The 17,170-nt window shown below is 59.5% G+C and carries 15 protein-coding genes and 1 pseudogene; 2 read left to right on the forward strand and 14 right to left on the reverse strand.

Features of this window, described 5'->3' with window-relative positions; all coding sequences use genetic code 11:
* Window positions 1-21: 21 nt before the first annotated feature.
* The 5 genes from AMK02_RS26025 to AMK02_RS26045 all read right to left on the reverse strand — a co-directional run bounded on the left by AMK02_RS26025 (window position 22) and on the right by AMK02_RS26045 (window position 5,054).
* Window positions 22-807, reverse strand: a complete 786-nt coding sequence (locus AMK02_RS26025) for a ThuA domain-containing protein (RefSeq protein WP_064807456.1) — start codon at window positions 805-807, stop codon at window positions 22-24.
* A 61-nt stretch (window positions 808-868) separates the two neighbouring features.
* A complete protein-coding gene (locus AMK02_RS26030; protein ID WP_064807458.1) occupies window positions 869-1,894 on the reverse strand; it encodes an ABC transporter ATP-binding protein in 1,026 nt (341 codons plus the stop codon).
* A gap of 11 nt (window positions 1,895-1,905) precedes the next feature.
* Window positions 1,906-2,736 carry a carbohydrate ABC transporter permease gene (locus AMK02_RS26035; protein WP_064807461.1) on the reverse strand — a complete coding sequence of 277 codons (831 nt, stop codon included), beginning with the start codon at window positions 2,734-2,736 and terminating at the stop codon, window positions 1,906-1,908.
* Complete coding sequence (locus tag AMK02_RS26040) at window positions 2,736-3,722, reverse strand: carbohydrate ABC transporter permease (protein WP_064807463.1); 987 nt, start codon at window positions 3,720-3,722, stop codon at window positions 2,736-2,738. The genes AMK02_RS26035 and AMK02_RS26040 overlap by 1 nt, the downstream gene beginning before the upstream one ends.
* A gap of 69 nt (window positions 3,723-3,791) precedes the next feature.
* Complete coding sequence (locus AMK02_RS26045; protein WP_064807467.1) at window positions 3,792-5,054, reverse strand: ABC transporter substrate-binding protein; 1,263 nt, start codon at window positions 5,052-5,054, stop codon at window positions 3,792-3,794.
* Window positions 5,055-5,323: 269 nt separating this feature from the next.
* Between AMK02_RS26045 and AMK02_RS26050 the strand changes: the two genes are divergently transcribed.
* Window positions 5,324-6,337, forward strand: a complete 1,014-nt coding sequence (locus tag AMK02_RS26050; RefSeq protein ID WP_064807469.1) for a substrate-binding domain-containing protein — start codon at window positions 5,324-5,326, stop codon at window positions 6,335-6,337.
* A gap of 45 nt (window positions 6,338-6,382) precedes the next feature.
* Here AMK02_RS26050 and repC read toward each other — a convergent pair whose 3' ends face one another.
* From repC to AMK02_RS26080, 6 genes are all read right to left on the reverse strand, one after another.
* Complete coding sequence (repC, locus tag AMK02_RS26055) at window positions 6,383-7,687, reverse strand: plasmid replication protein RepC (protein ID WP_064807471.1); 1,305 nt, start codon at window positions 7,685-7,687, stop codon at window positions 6,383-6,385.
* Window positions 7,688-7,844: 157 nt separating this feature from the next.
* Complete coding sequence (repB, locus tag AMK02_RS26060; RefSeq protein WP_064807472.1) at window positions 7,845-8,846, reverse strand: plasmid partitioning protein RepB; 1,002 nt, start codon at window positions 8,844-8,846, stop codon at window positions 7,845-7,847.
* Window position 8,847: 1 nt separating this feature from the next.
* On the reverse strand, window positions 8,848-10,041 hold the full coding sequence (repA, locus tag AMK02_RS26065; protein WP_064807474.1) for a plasmid partitioning protein RepA: 1,194 nt from the start codon (window positions 10,039-10,041) through the stop codon (window positions 8,848-8,850).
* Window positions 10,042-10,491: 450 nt separating this feature from the next.
* Complete coding sequence (locus tag AMK02_RS26070; protein WP_064807476.1) at window positions 10,492-11,517, reverse strand: ABC transporter permease; 1,026 nt, start codon at window positions 11,515-11,517, stop codon at window positions 10,492-10,494.
* Between the two features lie 37 nt (window positions 11,518-11,554).
* Window positions 11,555-13,096 carry a sugar ABC transporter ATP-binding protein gene (locus tag AMK02_RS26075; protein ID WP_064807478.1) on the reverse strand — a complete coding sequence of 514 codons (1,542 nt, stop codon included), beginning with the start codon at window positions 13,094-13,096 and terminating at the stop codon, window positions 11,555-11,557.
* A 75-nt stretch (window positions 13,097-13,171) separates the two neighbouring features.
* A complete protein-coding gene (locus tag AMK02_RS26080) occupies window positions 13,172-14,134 on the reverse strand; it encodes a sugar-binding protein (protein WP_064807480.1) in 963 nt (320 codons plus the stop codon).
* Between the two features lie 327 nt (window positions 14,135-14,461).
* Here AMK02_RS26080 and AMK02_RS26085 point away from each other — a divergent pair, with 327 nt between their 5' ends.
* On the forward strand, window positions 14,462-15,565 hold the full coding sequence (locus tag AMK02_RS26085) for a LacI family DNA-binding transcriptional regulator (RefSeq protein ID WP_064807482.1): 1,104 nt from the start codon (window positions 14,462-14,464) through the stop codon (window positions 15,563-15,565).
* Window positions 15,566-15,689: 124 nt separating this feature from the next.
* Here AMK02_RS26085 and AMK02_RS26090 read toward each other — a convergent pair.
* From AMK02_RS26090 to AMK02_RS26100, 3 genes and pseudogenes are all read right to left on the reverse strand, one after another.
* Window positions 15,690-16,084: pseudogene (locus AMK02_RS26090) on the reverse strand (type II toxin-antitoxin system VapC family toxin).
* A complete protein-coding gene (locus tag AMK02_RS31520) occupies window positions 16,081-16,230 on the reverse strand; it encodes a hypothetical protein (RefSeq protein WP_442966377.1) in 150 nt (49 codons plus the stop codon). Before AMK02_RS31520 ends, AMK02_RS26090 begins: the two are co-directional and overlap by 4 nt.
* Complete coding sequence (locus AMK02_RS26100; protein ID WP_064807961.1) at window positions 16,203-16,955, reverse strand: SDR family oxidoreductase; 753 nt, start codon at window positions 16,953-16,955, stop codon at window positions 16,203-16,205. Before AMK02_RS26100 ends, AMK02_RS31520 begins: the two co-directional genes overlap by 28 nt.
* Window positions 16,956-17,170 lie beyond the last annotated feature (215 nt).

A 17,170-nucleotide genomic window follows, 5' to 3' on the forward strand; every position in this document is an offset into this window, starting at 1 on the left:
TCCTCATGTCCTTTATCGAATTCAGCGGTAACCGGCTTCGCCGGCTTGGTGCAGTTTCGGGCCGCGCTCGACGATCGGCTCCAGTGCCTTCTCTACCGGCACATTTGGAGCGTCGGTAATGGTAGTCAACGCGCCCTCGGGGTTGTAGGCCCACTTGACGCCGTTGATCAGCACCTTCTGGACGGTGGCGTCGTGATAGGTGGGATAGGTCTCATGGCCCGGGCGGAAATAGAAGATGTTGCCGGCGCCGCGGCGCCAGGTCAGGCCCGAGCGGAACACCTCCCCGCCCTGGAACCAGGAGATGAACACCGTTTCCAGCGGCTCCGGCACCGAGAACTGCTCGCCATACATTTCCTCGTTCTCAAGCTCGAAATGCTCGCCGATGCCGGCGGCGATCGGATGGCGCCGGTTGATCGTCCACAGCCGCTCGCGCTCGCCCGCCTCGCGCCATTTCAGCGCGCAGGGCGTGCCCATCAGCCGTTTGAAGATTTTCGAGAAATGGCCGGAATGCAGCACCAACAGGCCCATGCCCTCCCAGACGCGCTTGGCGACGCGCTCGACGACGACGTCTGACACCGCGCCGTGATCCTTGTGGCCCCACCAGGTCAGCACATCGGTTTCGGCAAGCCGGGCCTCGCTCAGCCCATGTTCCGGCTCCTGCAGCGTCGCCGTGGTGGCGGAAATGCCGGGGTCGGTATTCAGCGCATTGGCGATCGTCGTATGCATGCCTTCGGGGTAGATGCCCCGGACGATCGCATTGGTATTCTCGTGGATGTTTTCACCCCACACAACGGTGCGTATGGTCACGTCGTTTTCTCCTTGTAGTTGAAGCGGATCGAGTCTGGGAAGGACATCGATGCCTGGAAGATCAGGCTGCCCGCATGGATTCACGTTCGAGCGCCCGGCCCGACCGGTCGAAACGGTGGATGTGACCGGCAAGTGGCGCGAGTCCAAGCGTCTGGCCCGGCTCATGACGAGAGACGCCGGCCTCCCGCACGACAAGCGGCTCAACCGCCCCGATGTCCAGATAGACGAAACTATCGGAACCGAGGATTTCCGAATGGATGACCGTGCCACGCCAAACCGGCGACTCGGCCGTGATGCGCACATGCTCCGCACGTACACCGATCGTATGGCTGTGATAGGGCTGCGCCAGCCCGCCCGACAGGAAATTCATTTTCGGCGAACCGATGAAGCCGGCGACAAAGACCGAATTCGGGCTTTCGTAAAGTTCCAGCGGCGTGCCGATCTGCTCGACGACGCCGTCCCTCAACACGCAGATCCGGTCGGCCAGCGTCATGGCCTCGACCTGATCATGCGTCACATAGATCATCGTCGTGCCGTGCATGCTGCGATGAAGCTTGGCGATCTCGAGCCTCGTCGCGACCCGAAGCGCCGCATCGAGGTTGGACAGCGGCTCGTCGAAGAGAAAGACCTTGGGATCGCGCACGATCGCCCGGCCGATGGCGACGCGCTGACGCTGTCCGCCGGAAAGCTGTCGCGGCAAGCGGTCCAGGTAGGATGAGAGCTGCAGCATACCGGCCGCCTGCTCAACGCGCTGGCGGCATTCGTCTCTGTTGCTCCCGGAAAGCTTCATGCCGAAAGCCATGTTGTCGAAGACCGTCATATGCGGGTAGAGCGCGTAGGACTGGAACACCATGGCGACCCCTCTCTTCGATGGCGCGTGCCGGTTTACCGTCTCATTGTCGAAGGCGAGGTTTCCCGAGGTGATGTCTTCGAGCCCGGAGATAAGCCGCAGCAGCGTGGACTTGCCGCATCCCGAAGGCCCGACGAACACCATGAATTCGCCTCGGCGGATCTCCATAGTCACACCCTTGATCACCTCGAAAGCGCCGAAGCTCTTGCGGATGTTCTCCAGTCGTATCTCTGCCATGTCCTACTCCCTCAACCCTTAACGCCGCCGGCGGTCAGCCCCGAAATGATCCGGCGCTGGAATATCAAAACAAGCACGACAACCGGGACGGTGACGATCACCGAAGCCGCCATGATGTTGCCCCAGGGAATTTCGAACTCGCTGTTGCCCGAAAGCAGGGCGATGGCGACCGGCACGGTCCGCTGTGTATCGGACGATGTGAACGTCAGCGCGAAAAGAAATTCGTTCCAGGCGGCGATGAAGGCGAGCAGCCCGGTCGTCACCAGCGCCGGCCACATCAGCGGCATGAACACCTGTGTGACGATGACCCATGGTGAAGCGCCGTCGACGATCGCCGCCTCCTCGATCTCGATCGGCAATTCCCGCATGAAGGTCGTCAGCACCCAGACCGTGAAGGGTAGCGTGAAGATTACGTAGGAAAAGATCAGCGCGAAGGGCGTGTTGAAGATGCCGATCCATCGGATGAGTTCAAAGAGGCCGGCAAGAACCGCAATCTGCGGAAACATCGACACCGAAAGGATGGTCAGCATCAACAGTGCCCGTCCGCGGAAATTCACCCGCGCGAGAGCGAACGAAGCGGTGATCGAAAGCAACAGCGATGCTGAAACCACGATGCAGGCGATCATCGCGGAATTTGCAAGACTGCGGACGAAGCTGCCTTGGCCCATCACGGAAGCATAGTTGCCGAAGGAGATCGAGGTCGGCCAGTAATCAACTTCGAAAAGCGCAGTGCCGGTCTTCAGGCTGGTGAGGATCGCATAGTAGAACGGGAAAACCGCAATGATGACGATGATCGTAACGAGCAGGTAAAAGAGTGTGTTCTTGGTGATCGAACGCAGCATCAGCGTTCCTCCCCGCCGAGCTTGACGCGGCCGAGCCAGATATAGAAGACGGTGACAGAGGCGATGATGAGGAAAAGCACCGTCGAGGCGGTGGCGCCATAGGCGAACTTGTCGAAGTCGAACAGGTTCTCACGCGCCATGACCGACATGGTCTTCGTCTGCGCATTGTTGGGCGTCAGCACATAGATCAAGTCGAAGATGCGCATCGCATCCAGCATCCGGAAGATCACGGCAACCATGATGGCAGGCCGGATCAGCGGCAGCGTCAGACGCCAGAAAACCTTGATCGGGTTGACGCCGTCGATCTTGGCCGCTTCATAAATATCTCCCGGCACCATCTGAAGTCCGGCAAGGATCAGAAGCGCCATGAAGGGCGTCGTCTTCCAGACGTCGACGATCAGCACGGCGATCATCGCCGTTTCCGGATTGGCGGTCCAGGCGATCTTCTCGCTGATCAGGCCGAGGCCGAGCAGAACATCATTGAGAATGCCGAACTGATCGTTGAGCATCCAGGCCCACATCTTGGCCGAAACGATGGTCGGGATCGCCCAAGGAATGAGGATTGCGGCCCGAACGATTCCACGCCCGACGAACTGCGCGTTCAGCACCAGTGCGACGATCAATCCGAGTATGGTCTCGATCGCGACCGAAAGGAGGGTGAATTTGGCAGTGTTCCAGACGGCATTCCACCAGACCGGATCGGCAAGCAACCCGCGGTAGACGGTCTTTCCGCTCTTCAGCGTCACCCACGACAGATAATTGGCGAATCCGACGAATTGCGCATTGCCAAGGTCGTTGAGTGACGCATTCGTAAAGCTGAAATAGATCGTTCTGAACAGCGGCCAGCCAGCGACGATTGCCAGGATCAACAGCGTCGGCGCCAGAAACACCCAGGCCGATCGAATGCGTTCGGATCGCAGCTCCGTAGAGGCGCTGAGACGGGAAACCCTTCGTTCAACTGCTTGTGGAGCTACGATTTCAGTCATGAAAGCCTATCCCCTGTTAAGCCCATCCGGAGGATGGACCGACGACCTCTCGGCCGGCGGTCCCGATATTCACCAGGCGTCGCCCTTGAGGGTCGTCAGGTCGGCTTCGAGGAGCTCGAGGTTCTCGGCGGCCGAGCTGCTGCCGGATAGCGTATTGTGCACTGCCGTCCAGAACTTCGAGGAAACTTCGTTGTATTTCACCTTGGCCGTCGCCGAAGGACGCGGCACCGCATCCTGGAAAATCGGCTTCCAGTTGGGCATGAAGGGCTGCGCGGCGGCAATATCCTTGTCGTCATAAAGGTCGGTCAGTGTCGGCAGATTGGACAGCTCGATGGCGCGAGCCTTTTGCACGTCCTTCGACGCCAGGAATTTGACGAGCGCGATGGCTGCTTCCTGTTTTTCCGAATATTTCGACACCGCCAGGTTCCAGCCACCGAGTGTCGAGGATGGCTTGTCGCCGGCGGCCGCAACCGGCAGCGTCATCACGTCGAACTTGCTCTTCACGGCGCTGTCGGCGCCGTTGCCGAGGGAATAGGCATATGGCCAGTTGCGCATGAAGACGGCGTTACCGGTCTGCCAGACACCACGCGATTCTTCTTCCTGATAGGCGAGCACGCCGGGCGGCGAAATCGTACCGATCCATCCCTTGGCGCGTTCAAGCGCTGCTGCCGCCTTCTCATTGTTGATCGAGATCGTGCCGTCCGGCTCGACGATCTGGCCGCCCCCCGACGACTTCACCCATTCCAGCGCGTTGCAGGTCAGCCCTTCATAGGAATTGCCCTGGAAGACGTAGCCCCAGAGGTCCTTCTGTCCGGCCTGGCGTTCCTTGTCCTGAACCTCTTTGGCGGTTGCGGCCATCTCGTCCCAGGTCTTCGGCGGCTGCTTGCCATATTTCTCGAGCAGGTCCTTTCGGTAGAACAGCGCCGGAGCATCGGTAAACAACGGCAGCGCCACGAGCCGGCCGTTGACAGTCTGCGAGGCGATGATCGACGGGAAGAACTGCCCGACCACGTCCTTGGTGGCCTCCTTCAGATCGATGAACTGGTCGGCAAGCTGCGGCGCCCAGATGACATCCGTCTGATAGACGTCGATGTCCTTGTTTCCTGCTGCAAGCCACAAGCGATATTGCGAGAACTGCTCGCTGCTCGAGGACGGCATGGTGACGAGCTTCACCTGATTGCCGGTCTCCTTCTCGAAAATCGCAAGCTGCTTGTTCAGGAATTCGACGTTTTTCCCGGTGGTGTTCGCGGCAAACGAAATTTCTGCGGCGTGAATGGGGCCGGCCGCGAGAGCAAGTCCAATCGCGGACAAGGCCAGAGCAAACTTTTTCATAATCTCCTCCCAGAAATTGAAATCGATTTGGCAAACGGAACATTGCAGAAGGCATTGATGACGTCAAGACATCAAAACCAGCTTCTGGAGGTTGCATTTGTATGATAATAATAACCAAGCTGCGCGGATAAGGGCGTACATTCCGCATCCGTAGCCGACATTTCAACGTCACATAATTGAAACCGTTTTCAATTTGAACTGAATCAGCACTTGCCCGTTGCGCATCATCAACGCATCGTCCATTGATTTCCCGGACAAAGAAGACATCGATGAAACTTCGTGAATTTGCAAAGCAGCTTGGGCTTTCTCCGACAACGGTCAGCCGCGCACTTAGCGGCTATCCGGAGGTGAGCGAAACCACGCGCGCCCGGGTTGCGAGCGAAGCAATGCGGCTTGGCTATCGCCCCGATATCAATGCCGTGCGCCTGAAGACCGGAAGAGCCGGAGCGATCGGCGTCATGATGGGGCGTTCAGGAGAAATTCATTTTGCTGAGTTCGTGTCGGGGATGGCGCAGCGCCTGGAAACGACCGATACGGATATTCTCATCACACCTATTACCGCGCATAATGATGACGACGAGATACAGGCCTACCGGCGCCTGGTCGAAAGCCGGCGGGTAGACGCCGTGATCATTCATTCGCCACGCCCCAGGGACCCGCGGATCGAAATGCTGAACAGCCTCGGCGTGCCCTTTCTGGTCCACGGCCGCTCGGAGACCGAGCACGTTCATGCCTGGCTCGATATCGACAATGAAAATGCCGTGCGCAGAGTGACCGAACACCTGCTTGATCTCGGACACCGCCGCATTGCGATGATCAATGGGCTGCGGGGCAAGACCTATTCGATCCATCGAGAGCAGGGTTTTCGGATCGCCCATCAGGAGCGTGGGGTCACCGCAGATCCCAGCCTGATGGTCTGCGATAAATTCTCCGACGAGAGCGGCTTTCGCCATGCCCGCTCTTTTCTGGAGAGCGCCAATGCCCCGACCGCCATCATTGCCGGTTCCACGATGACAGCGCTTGGTGTCTACCGTGCCGTCCGTTCGCTCGGGATGACGGTGGGACAGGATGTTTCCGTCATCGCCCATGACGACGTGTTCCCCTATCTGACGGCCGAAAATATGGTGCCGTCGCTCTCGACCACACGGTCCTCCATGCGCGCTGCGGGCACACGCTGCGCCGAGCTGACACTACAGCTTATCGCCGGTCGCCCCGCAGACGAGATCCACGAACTGTGGCCTGTCGAGCTGATCCTGCGGGAAAGTACCGCGCCGCCGCGCTGACTTGAGCAACCACTCGATGCAAGATTGCGCTCCAGTCGAAGTCCATCAGACGGCGTCGCGCCGCACTCCACCATTCGCGCGCACCAGCGCCATCAGCATCGGGCCGATCGCAAATTCACCTCTCTCGGTCCTGCGGGTGAGATCGCGGAGATAACCGCCGGGCGAATTGATATGCCCGCCCCTTTCCAGAATGCAGGCGATCACCGTCGCGGCGTTTTCGGGCCCCATGCCGGCGCAGGCTTCCTCATAGGCCGAGGGGCTGACGCCGAGCATCGAGCGGACAACGACCGCAGCCGACATCAGGTCGCGCCAGTTGCCGATCGTTCCGCCTGGCCCATAATCGAGAATTTGCGGGCAGGCCTGAAGAACCAGACCAAGCGGGAAGGATTTCAGCGTATGTCCCGCCGCCGGTTCAGCCGCGCCGGATTTCCTGCCGCTCATTGCGCCGGCCGGTGCCGGACGTTTCAATCTTTGCCCGTCCTGCGGCCCGGCGACAGGTCTGTTGTCAGCCACCGGCTTCGCGCCCTGCTTCGTTTCGAAGCTTGGTTCAAGTTCAGATGTGGAGTTGGGGTTTGAATTCTGTTTGTGGCGCTCAGTTTGAGACTCATTGGCGTCTAATTTTTGTAATTTTATATGTCTTTCCAGCAGGTTGACGGCTTCTTCGCGCAGCAGCCCCATCTCTTCGAGCAGTGATGCCAATTCCTCGGCCCCTGCGACACGCGGAATCCTGCGAACAAGATCGCGAAACATCAGCGACATCTGCTCCCAGTCGCCAGGCACAGCTTCCTCGATCGCTGCTGCGATCAGCTTCGAGATATCCCGCCGGCACACGGTGAGGCGCTCCCTGGTCGCCCGGATGAGTTCTCGGTCGGCAACCACCTCGGCGGCCAGGTTTTCGATTTCGACCGCGCGCGCCAGCAGTGGCGCGACGCTGAAGCCGAAAGCCTCATCGATCTCCCCTTCCCTGTCGCGGCGCGCATAACGCTTTCCGTTCGGGCTGTCCTTGCGCAGGATCAGGCCGGCTTCAACCAGCACGGCAAGATGCCGCCGCAGCGTCGCCGGCGTCATGCCGCGGGCGCGCAGCGAGAGCTGGGCATTCGAGGGAAAGACGATCAGGCCTTTCTCCTCAGAGATTTCATCATCGGGATAGAAGGTCAGCAGCGCATCGAGCACCGTCAGCGCCCGATCGGTCACGCCAAGCGCCGGCCGCGCCTCGCAGATCGCCCTGAACAATTTCCACTTGCTTCGTCTTATCCCGGACTCGATGCTCTCGGCCAGTTGCTGGCTTGCCAGCATGCCGAGCGACATCGGCCGCCGCCCAAAGGGCGTCGTCACATATCCACTCTCCATTTGCCTTCACCTTCGTTCAGGCAAAAGAAAACAGTCCACCAATTTGGTGCCTAAGACGCTTGACTGTGATTCGTGGAAATGCGATTCTCGATGTGCTTAAGATCTGAGAAGGGCTTCCACGACGGCGTCGTCGTTGGGGGCCTTTTTCTTTTGCGCGTTACGCTCCTCTGTGCTTTTTGAATTCCTGGAACAGGCCCTGCAGCCGTTCCTGGACGAATTGATCGAAACCGGGCGCGCTCTTGCCGTCGAAGATAAAGGTGGCGCCGGACGCTGTTTTCTTGACGGTCACCGGCACGCCGCTGACCTCGGATTTGACGACCGCCGGCTTCGGTGCCGCGACCTTCTTCGTTGCCAGAACGAATGCCCGGTGAAATCGTTCGTCGCTCGACATCCTGCGCGCGTCGTCCGCGGACAACTCCGCGATGATCTTGTCGACATCGGCGTTTTCCAGCCGCTCGCCCAGTTCCAACCATCGCCGCCGTCCGATATCAGGCGCAGCACCTATGGCGTTGATGAGCGCCAAGGGCACCTGCCGTATCACGATCAGCATCCTCGACAGCGCCGCCTTGTCGACGCTCAGCGCCGCCATGATGACGTCGCGGGCAAAGCCGCGTTCCTCGAGCCGCGACGCGAAGAGCGCGCGCTCGATATAGGAGAGATTGGTGCGGGCGCTGTTTTCCTGGCCCTGGCTGACGACCAGCTGGCCGTCGGTCAGATCGCGGACGACGGCGCGCACCCTGATGCCGATCTCTCTCGCGGCCGCGAGGCGCCGATGGCCATAGGCAACCTGATAGCGGCCTTTGGCCTCCGGATGCGGACGCACGAGGATCGGGACCTGCTGCCCATGCTCGCGGATCTGCTCCACCAGCTCGGCCAGTTCAGCCGCGTCGATCGCCAGGCGGTCGCTGACGAAAGACCCGTCGATCAGTCCGGGGTCGAGCTCGACAATCATCTGGCCAGCAGCAAGCTGCCGCTCCAGCTCGCTGGCACGCTCCATCTTCTCGGTGATGTTGCCGAGCGTCTTGGTAATGCCGCCGACCGGCCCGCCACTGCGCTCCTGCGGTACGAAGCCGGCAATCGGGCGATTATCACGTGGCGCGACCGCTTCCGCCCTTGCCGGGCTCGGTGCGGAAAATTCGATGAGGTTCTTGCGCGCCATCCTATCTCCTTCCCCAGGTGGAGCGAATATGCGCTTCGATCTCACCATTCACGAGGTTCAGCGACTCCAGCGCCCGATCATAGGTTCCGCGCGTGAATTGCGACCGCTCGACTTCGTAGAGGGTCTGCTTGGTAACGCCGGCATCGGAAACGGCCGTCGACTTCACCATGGAATTGTGGAGCATGCGATTGCCGAAGATCGCCCGCATGAAGCCGGTCATCTGGCTCTGCGGCCCGTCATTCGGCTCGAACCGCGTCACCAGATAGCGCATCCAGTCGTAGCTGGTGCGCCCGCCGGCCTTCTCGACGACAGACATCAATTCGCTCGTCATCGTCAGGAACTGCGACATCGACATGACGTCGAGCATCTGCGGGTGAACCGTGATCAGCACCGAGGTCGCGGCGCAGAGCGCCGACATCGTCAGGAAGCCGAGTTGCGGCGGGCAGTCGACAACGACGATGTCATAGAAGCTTTCGATATCGGTCAGCGCCTCGCCGATGCGGGCGAAGAACATCGTCTCCGCCGTGCCCGATGCCATGGCCTTCGGCGTCTCGTGCTCGAATTCCATCAGCTCGAGATTTCCGGGAATGAGATGCAGGTTCGGCGTATAGGTGGCGCGGACGATGTCGGCGATCGGGCGCGGATCGTCATAGCGGATCGCGCCGTAGATCGTTTCGCCCTCGCCGACGTCGAATTCCGGCTGATGGCCGAACAGCGCGGACAAGGAAGCCTGCGGGTCGAGATCGACGGCGAGTACGCGGTAGCCCCGGAGGGCCATGAATTGCGCGAAGTGAGCCGCGGTCGTGGTCTTGCCCGAGCCACCCTTGAAATTCATCACCGAGACGATCTGGAGCTTTTCGCCCGGCCTGCGGGCCGGCACATATTTCGGTGTGCCGTTCCGTTCGTCGAGGACGCGTCGGATCCGGTCCATGTCGGTTGCGCTATAGAGCCGGCGTCCGTTTGCCAGCGGATCCGGGCCATGGCCGTCGGCCGCCACCTGCCGCAGATAACCTTCGCCAATGCCGATGAAGGCCGCAGCCTCCGCCGGGGAAAATGTCCTGATCGTCTTTTGCGACAGAGGGGGGAAGATTTTGGCCTGATGCTGCTGAAGTTGATAGGATAACTCCTTCGCATCCGTTGCCAGAAGCGACGGAAGGTGCTCTTGATCATCTTGAAGAGCAAGACTCGGCTGCATGATCTCTTTCTCGCGTAACTGCGCAATTTTGAACGAAAGCGCTTCAGTTGCGCAGTTACTATATGCCGCGATTCGTGACCGAATTACAAATGCTTAACCAAAACGCGTGTCAGAGCCGGCAAAACGGGCTCCGAAAACCGGAGGTTTGACGGATTGGACGGCGGTGATTCGCACCGCCCGAGATGCCGGCGTGGCAAGGCCTCCATTCTTATTATACATGTGAAATTCATTGCGTTTTTGTGGCAGGGCCGGCGGCAGAGACAGGCTCAAGGCGACCCCATCAAAACTTGCTCGGTTCGAGAATGCTTGGGCTTTCCGCCTTGCCGTTCGTACGGCAAACCAGCAATTTCACCGCGGCGATGCGCGATCGCTTTCGTCCAAATAGTGTCAGTCATTGCCACCTTTCGGTGATATGCCGATGGTTATGCCGACAAGCCGCGTGGCTGCTTCTTAGTCGCGGTTAGCAACCACGGGCAAGCTTCCTTCGTTTGGAAGACGGGATTCAGTCTGCCGTGCGGCGGAGACGAGGCGTCGCTTTGCGCGAATCGAATGCCATTGTTGGTCGATCAGGACGCCGAGGAGGATCACGCCACCCATGACGGCGAAGTTCAGCGACGAGGGAATGCCGAGCAGGTTCACAAGATTTTGCAACTCTTGCAGCAGGACTGTGCCCAGCACGACCCCGACGATCGATCCCTCACCGCCGCGGAGTGAAAAGCCGCCGAGCACGGCGGCGGCGATCGCGTAGAGCTCGTAGAACTGGCCATGGCTCGCCGGCGAGATCGAGCGCGTGTACATGGCGAAATAGATCGCCGAAAGCGCCGCAAGCAGTCCGCAAATGACATAAGCCGTCATAACCAAACGGTCAGTCCGGATACCTGAATAGCGAGCAGCCTCTTCGTTTTTTCCAATCGCGTAAAGATAACGTCCGAAGACAGAGCGATGAAGCACCAGCCACATGGCCACGGCAATGACGACCATAGCAATGAAGGTGCTCGGAATGCCATAGAACCGCCCGGCGGTCAGAAACTCAAGCTCCGGGAAATTCTGGCCGAAAGCAAATCCCGCCGTTCCGTCAGCCGTATAGAAGCGCGCTGCCCCGCGGTAGATCAGGAGGCCGCAAAGAGTGACGACAAAGGGCTGCAAGTTGAGCCGGGTGATGAGCAAACCGTGGACGGCGCCTATGACTGCGCCGAGCAGGAGAATGAGCGGCAGTGCCAGCGTCCAGGGCATATATTGTACCGCAATGAAATCGACGAACAGTACGCCAAGAAGCGCTACGAGCGAGCCCACCGAAAGCTCGATACCGCCCGTGATGATGACAAAGGCCTGACCCATCGACAGGATGCCGAACAGACCGATCAGGTTGGCGGTGTTCGCAAGGTTGATCGGCAGCAAGAAGCGCGGGTTGATGATGGCGACCACGACGCCGACAACGACGATCAAAAGCAGCAGTCCAAGATCTTTCTTGATCATTTGAGGCCCATCTCCGATACCCTAATGGCCGCAGCCGCTATTTTACGCTTTTGCCGACAGCAAGCAAAAGGACGCTTTCCTGGCTGAATTCGTCCTCTTCGAGAATGCCGGCGATCTGGCCCTCGTGCATGACGGCGATACGGTCAGAAACGCCGATCACCTCTTCCATGTCGCTGGAGATCATCAGGATCGCGACACCCGCATCGGCAAGCGCTCGCATCAGGCCATAGATTTCGTTCTTCGCGCCGATATCGATGCCGCGTGTCGGCTCATCGAAGATCATTACCCTCGGGCTCATCGACAACCATTTGGCCAGAACCACCTTCTGCTGGTTGCCGCCGGACAGAGTGCCGGTTCGCGTCGAAACGGAGGGCGCTTTGATACCGAGACGAACACGCTGCTTTTCAGCGGCCTCGATCTCCCGTTCAGCGGAGACCATGAAGCGGCTGGAAATCCTGGGGAGATCGGCAAGGGTGATGTTCTGGGCGATCGGAAGATCAAGAAGAATGCCATTGCGTTTGCGATCCTCCGGCACCAGAAAGATGCCGCGGGCGACAGCGTCCCGAGCAGAACCGATCGCAATTTGGCGTCCGTCCTGCAGAATGGCTCCGCCGTAACTCCGGTCGATGCCGAAGAGTACCCTTGCAAGCTCGGTGCGGCCCGACCCGACGAGGCCTGCAAGCCCCAGGATTTCTCCGTACCTGATTTCCAGGTCAACGGGGCGGCTGGGATAGGCCTCGGTGCGCACGCCGTTTACCTTCAATGCGACCGGGCCTGGCGAACGCTGCGGTTTTGCCGTCCGTGCCGCGAGCAACCGGCCGATCATCAGCTTGACCATCTGATCATGGCCAATGTCCTTCTTGGCGAGCGTACCCACGAGCATGCCGTCGCGCAAGACGACCACCCGGTCTGCTACGCGCTCAACCTCGTGGAGGCGGTGCGAGATGAAGATTACACTGATACCATCCGCTTTCAGCGACTTGATGATGTTCAGCAGCCGCTCGGTTTCGGCCAGCGGCAGGCTGGAAGTGGGTTCGTCGAAGATGACAAGCCGAGCCTTGATGGACAGCGCCTTGGCGATTTCCACCATCTGTTGCTCGGCAAGGGAAAGCAACGCAACGGGTGTGTCCGCGGAAAAATGTGCCCCTACGCGCTTCAAGAGCGGGGTCACCATCTCTCGAAGCCGTGCGCGATCGACAAACTTGAAAGGTCCCGTTTTCAGCGGCTCGCGGCCCAGGAAAATATTGGCGGCAACGTCGAGATTGTCAAAGAGGTTGAGCTCTTGATGCACGAAGGCGATGCCGGATGCGATGCTCGACTCCACAGTGAGGTGGCGAAGCTCTGCGCCATCGAGCAGGATCGTCCCCCAGTCCGGCGCGATCACGCCGCCAAGAATATTCATCAGCGTCGATTTCCCGGCCCCGTTCTCGCCGACCAAGCCGATGACCTCTCCCGGCACGATGTCGAGCGACAACCCCTCAAGCGCTACGACGCCTGGAAAAGTCTTGCCCACGCCGAAAAGTGATAGGAACGGCGTTGCAGGCGCGTCCGGTGACGGGATGTCTGAGCTATGATTCATTGCCTGTCCATGACTGCGGGTGCTGCGGCATGAAACGTCTTTCGCGGCGGGGAGTACCCCCGCCGCGAAAGAGAATTACTTTCCAGCCATGGCCTTCAGGTTAGCGGCATATTTGTCGACGTCATCCTTGCCGATGATCACTGTCGGAATGATGATCAAGCCGTTGCTGGGAACACCTGATTTGTCGCCTTTGAGGTAGGCGGCCATCAGCTTCATCCCCTGATAAGCCCATTCGAATGGCTGCTGCACGACGGTTGCTGCGACCGTGCCTTCCTTGACGCCGCCGAGCGTGATCGGATCGTCGTCAAAGCCGACGACAGTGATCTGACCAAGTTTTCCGGCGTCGCGCAGCGCCTCATAGATGCGTGGCGTGTTATAGGAGTAGAAGCCGACCATGCAGGTCACGTCCGGGCTGGCCACCAGCGCATCCTCGACATTCTTTTTTGCGCGTGTCTGGTCGATATCGTCGCCGCGCACATCTGTCAGCTCGATTTTCGTGCCTTTAAGCCCATCCTTCATGCCCTGAATGCGTTCCTTGGCATTATCGGCGCCGAGGAGCCCGACAAAACCGATGCATTTACCGCCATCCGGCATTGCCTTCTTCGCGATTTCGGCCGCCTGCAGACCGGCGTCGATATTGGATGAGCCGATATAAGCGACGCGGTTGGTCTGGGGTGCGTCGCTGTCGGTCGTGAAGAGAGCTGTTTGTGAGCCGATGTTGTTCAAGCCCTCGGTCTGAGTCTTGGGATCGACTGCGGAAACCATGATCCCCTTGACGCCAGCACTGACGAGGTCTTCCATCAGGCGTTGCTGGATGGCTACCGATGCCTGCTCAGGGTACTTCAGCTCCAGTTGGTAATCTGGCAATTCGGTCTGGGCCTTCTTCACGCCCGCTTCCGCAGCTTTCCAGAAGTCGGACGCTCCGTTGACGACGAAAGCAAGAGTCGGTTTGTCGGCGGCATCGGATACTGCAATCGGCGCCGCGCTCAGTATCAGCCCGGCAAGGAACAAGGCTGCATTCCGTTTCAGCTGTTTCATAATATACCTCCCGAGGGGCCGCAGTCGCATGGGCCCGTTTGCGAATTACGGCCGGCCGAATGCGCGCCCCCTCCCAGGGCCGCCGCAAAAAGCGACGAGTGGCATAGGTTCCGATCGCCCCCTGACGGTATACAAGAATCTTATTTAGTAAATAGTATTATCAATGCGCATCAAAACAATTCATCGCGGAACAGTGAGAATGAAGTTTTTCGGCGAGGATTGGCAAGCATTGCAGGCGCTCGCGCAATTGCCAGCACTTTCGGATAAATGCTAATATTAATTACCTAAATCGCAACTTCTTCCAAGATCCGGAGATCATTCCCCCGAATGCGAAAGCCTAAGACCCGAAAGAATCCTGAAATGGATAAGCCCGTCCGCGTGACCATGATGGACATTGCCGCGGCGGCCGGCTGCTCACAGGCTGCTGTTTCCTTCGTGCTCAACGACACGCCCGGCACCCGCATCTCACAGCAGACCCGCGACCGCGTATTGGAGGCGGCGCGCGCCCTCGGCTACATGGGAACAAGCTATACCATGAAGGCCTCTTATTCGGGCCTGGACAACGTGATTGGTTTCGCCGTGGATCAGCTCGCTACCAGCCCGGAAGCGATCGTCGCGATCGAGGGCGCCCGCCAAGCGTCATGGAATACGGGCAACGTGCTGTTGGTTACCCAAACGCTCGGTGATCCCGTCATGGAGCCAAAAGCAATCAGGGCCCTGACGAACGGGGGCATATCCGCACTCATATACATGACAATCTATACCAGAGAGGTCCAACTCCCTTCTTATGTGTGTGAACTCAACATCCCGACGGTATTGTTGAACTGCTACACGGCGGATCATGCCTTTCCAGCCGTGGTGCCAAGCGAAATCGCCGGAGGCCAGAGCTCCACCCGGCATCTGATCGCGCACGGCCACCATCGCATAGGGACGATCACTGGTGAAATCTGGATGCAGGCTGCACAAGACCGGCTGACGGGATACCGCCGTGCACTGGCGACCGCCGATATACCCTTCGATCCGGAATTAGTCGTTGAAGGCGACTGGTCGGCCGGTGCCGGCTACGCCGCTACGATGCAATTGCTTGCCTTGCAGGAACCCCCGACCGCGATTTTCTGCCAGAACGATCGCACTGCCGTGGGATGCTACGAAGCGCTCAAAGATGCCGGACTTCGCATTCCCCAGGACATGTCGGTGGTCGGTTACGACGACGAAGAAATTTCGAGACATCTGGTACCGGCACTGACCACTTCGGTCCTTCCGCACCTCGCCATGGGTCAGTGGGCGATTGAACATCTCAACCTGCAGACCATGCCCGGCAAGCGCTATCCAATTACGAAGCTCGAATGTTCGCTGGTCAATCGTCATTCCGTCGCTGCGCCGAGGGCCAAGGCGCGGCATATCTTCGATGGCGCGCAAGCGCCGAGATAGGCACGAGAAACGCCCGGCGGGCGTGACACGGGCTGAAGCATGGCGCCTGTCTCGGACGCATCATGCTCTAACTATCATTAGAACAGGATCAACGTTTGGTGTGACCCCGCCATTCGCCGAACCCTCACAAACCGGGCGCTATCAATTTCAGCGAGGGGAAATAGCTGCGATAGCGGCCGACATCTCGCGTCAGGAGCGGCAGGTGCTGCACGGCGGCATGAGCGCCGATAAAGAAATCGGGAAATACGCCGGTGCGCGTCCCGCCTGCTTTGCGATATTGCGTGAAAACCTTGCCGCAAGAAACAAGGCGGGTTTCGGCATCGGCACCATCTCGAGGGCAGCCTGTTCCACAAAGGCCTCCAGGGCCTCGATACTCTCGTATCGAACCGCAAGTTCGGCATCGTTAATGAGCAGGGGACCCTCGATACTCGCGGCTTCGAGCTGGGCAATAGACCAGTCCGCCCATTCTGGGTGGTCAGTTACGAGGTCCAGGAGCACATTGGTATCAACGGAGGTCACGTTTTCCCGCGCGTCAAAGCCATGATAGCGTCGGTATCGAGGCCCTTGCCGGCATGGCCGCGCAGCTTCTCGAAGCGGCTCGCCGGCCGTTTCTTGTCGGCGCGATTCAAGATGGCCGCTAAGCCGCCATCGACCGGTAGAGCCATTCGGAGAGCTTCTGGGTCGCCACGCGCGCGCCGACATGAGGCAGCAACACGTCACCGGTGAGTTCGACGCCGAAATACGAGGTGGAAGGATCGGCAATCACCTGTCGCTGGTCTTCGTTCGCGGCGAGATAGATCCGGGCGATTTCATCGATGCCGAACTGTTCGGGGCCGCCGATCTCGATGATGTTGCCCAAGGGGTCTCCTGTCGCCAGTTCCGCCAGGAGTGCCGCGACTTCATGAGCCGCGACCGGCCTCGCGGAGGCCGGAGGCAAACGAACGACGTTGCCCTCGGCGCCGAAGTCGATCACGCCGTTGATGAATTCGTAGAACTGCGTCGAGCGGAGAATCGTGTAGGGACGAGCCGAGGCCCGAATGAGATTTTCCTGCACCGCTTTCGCGCGGAAATAATCGCTTTCGACCAGGCGCGGCGTGCCAACGACGGAAAGCGCGAGATAATGCCGGACGCCGGCTTCCGCCGCGGCTGCGAGCAGGTTCTTCGTCGATGCCTTGAAGAAATCGAGCGCCGAATTATCGCCGAAGGAGGCGGCATTGGTCACATCGACAACGACTTCGGCACCTGTCATTGCCGCTTCCAGGCCCTTGCCGGTCACCGTATCGATGCCGAGCGACAGCGATGCGGCCGCGACGTCGTGGCCCGAGCGCCGCAGATCCGCCGCCAGTTGCGTTCCGATAAGGCCGCTTGCTCCCGCTACCACGATTTTCATCTCGGCCTCCTCTGTTGCATCGTCCTCGTGCTTGCGCGGACGGAGAATGACCAAAACGCCGAGCGCCTTCCATCATGCCTGAGGTCGAACGTCCGAGACGCAGGGCATAGCGAAGCCAGCCCAAAGTTTAGGATGCCTCATCGGAAACACAAAAGGCTACGCCCGGGGCCGAAAAATCGGCTCCATTCCCGCGCAATGCATGGGTTTCCATGAGT

The organism is Rhizobium sp. N731 (genome assembly GCF_001664145.1).
Classification (GTDB): domain Bacteria; phylum Pseudomonadota; class Alphaproteobacteria; order Rhizobiales; family Rhizobiaceae; genus Rhizobium; species Rhizobium esperanzae.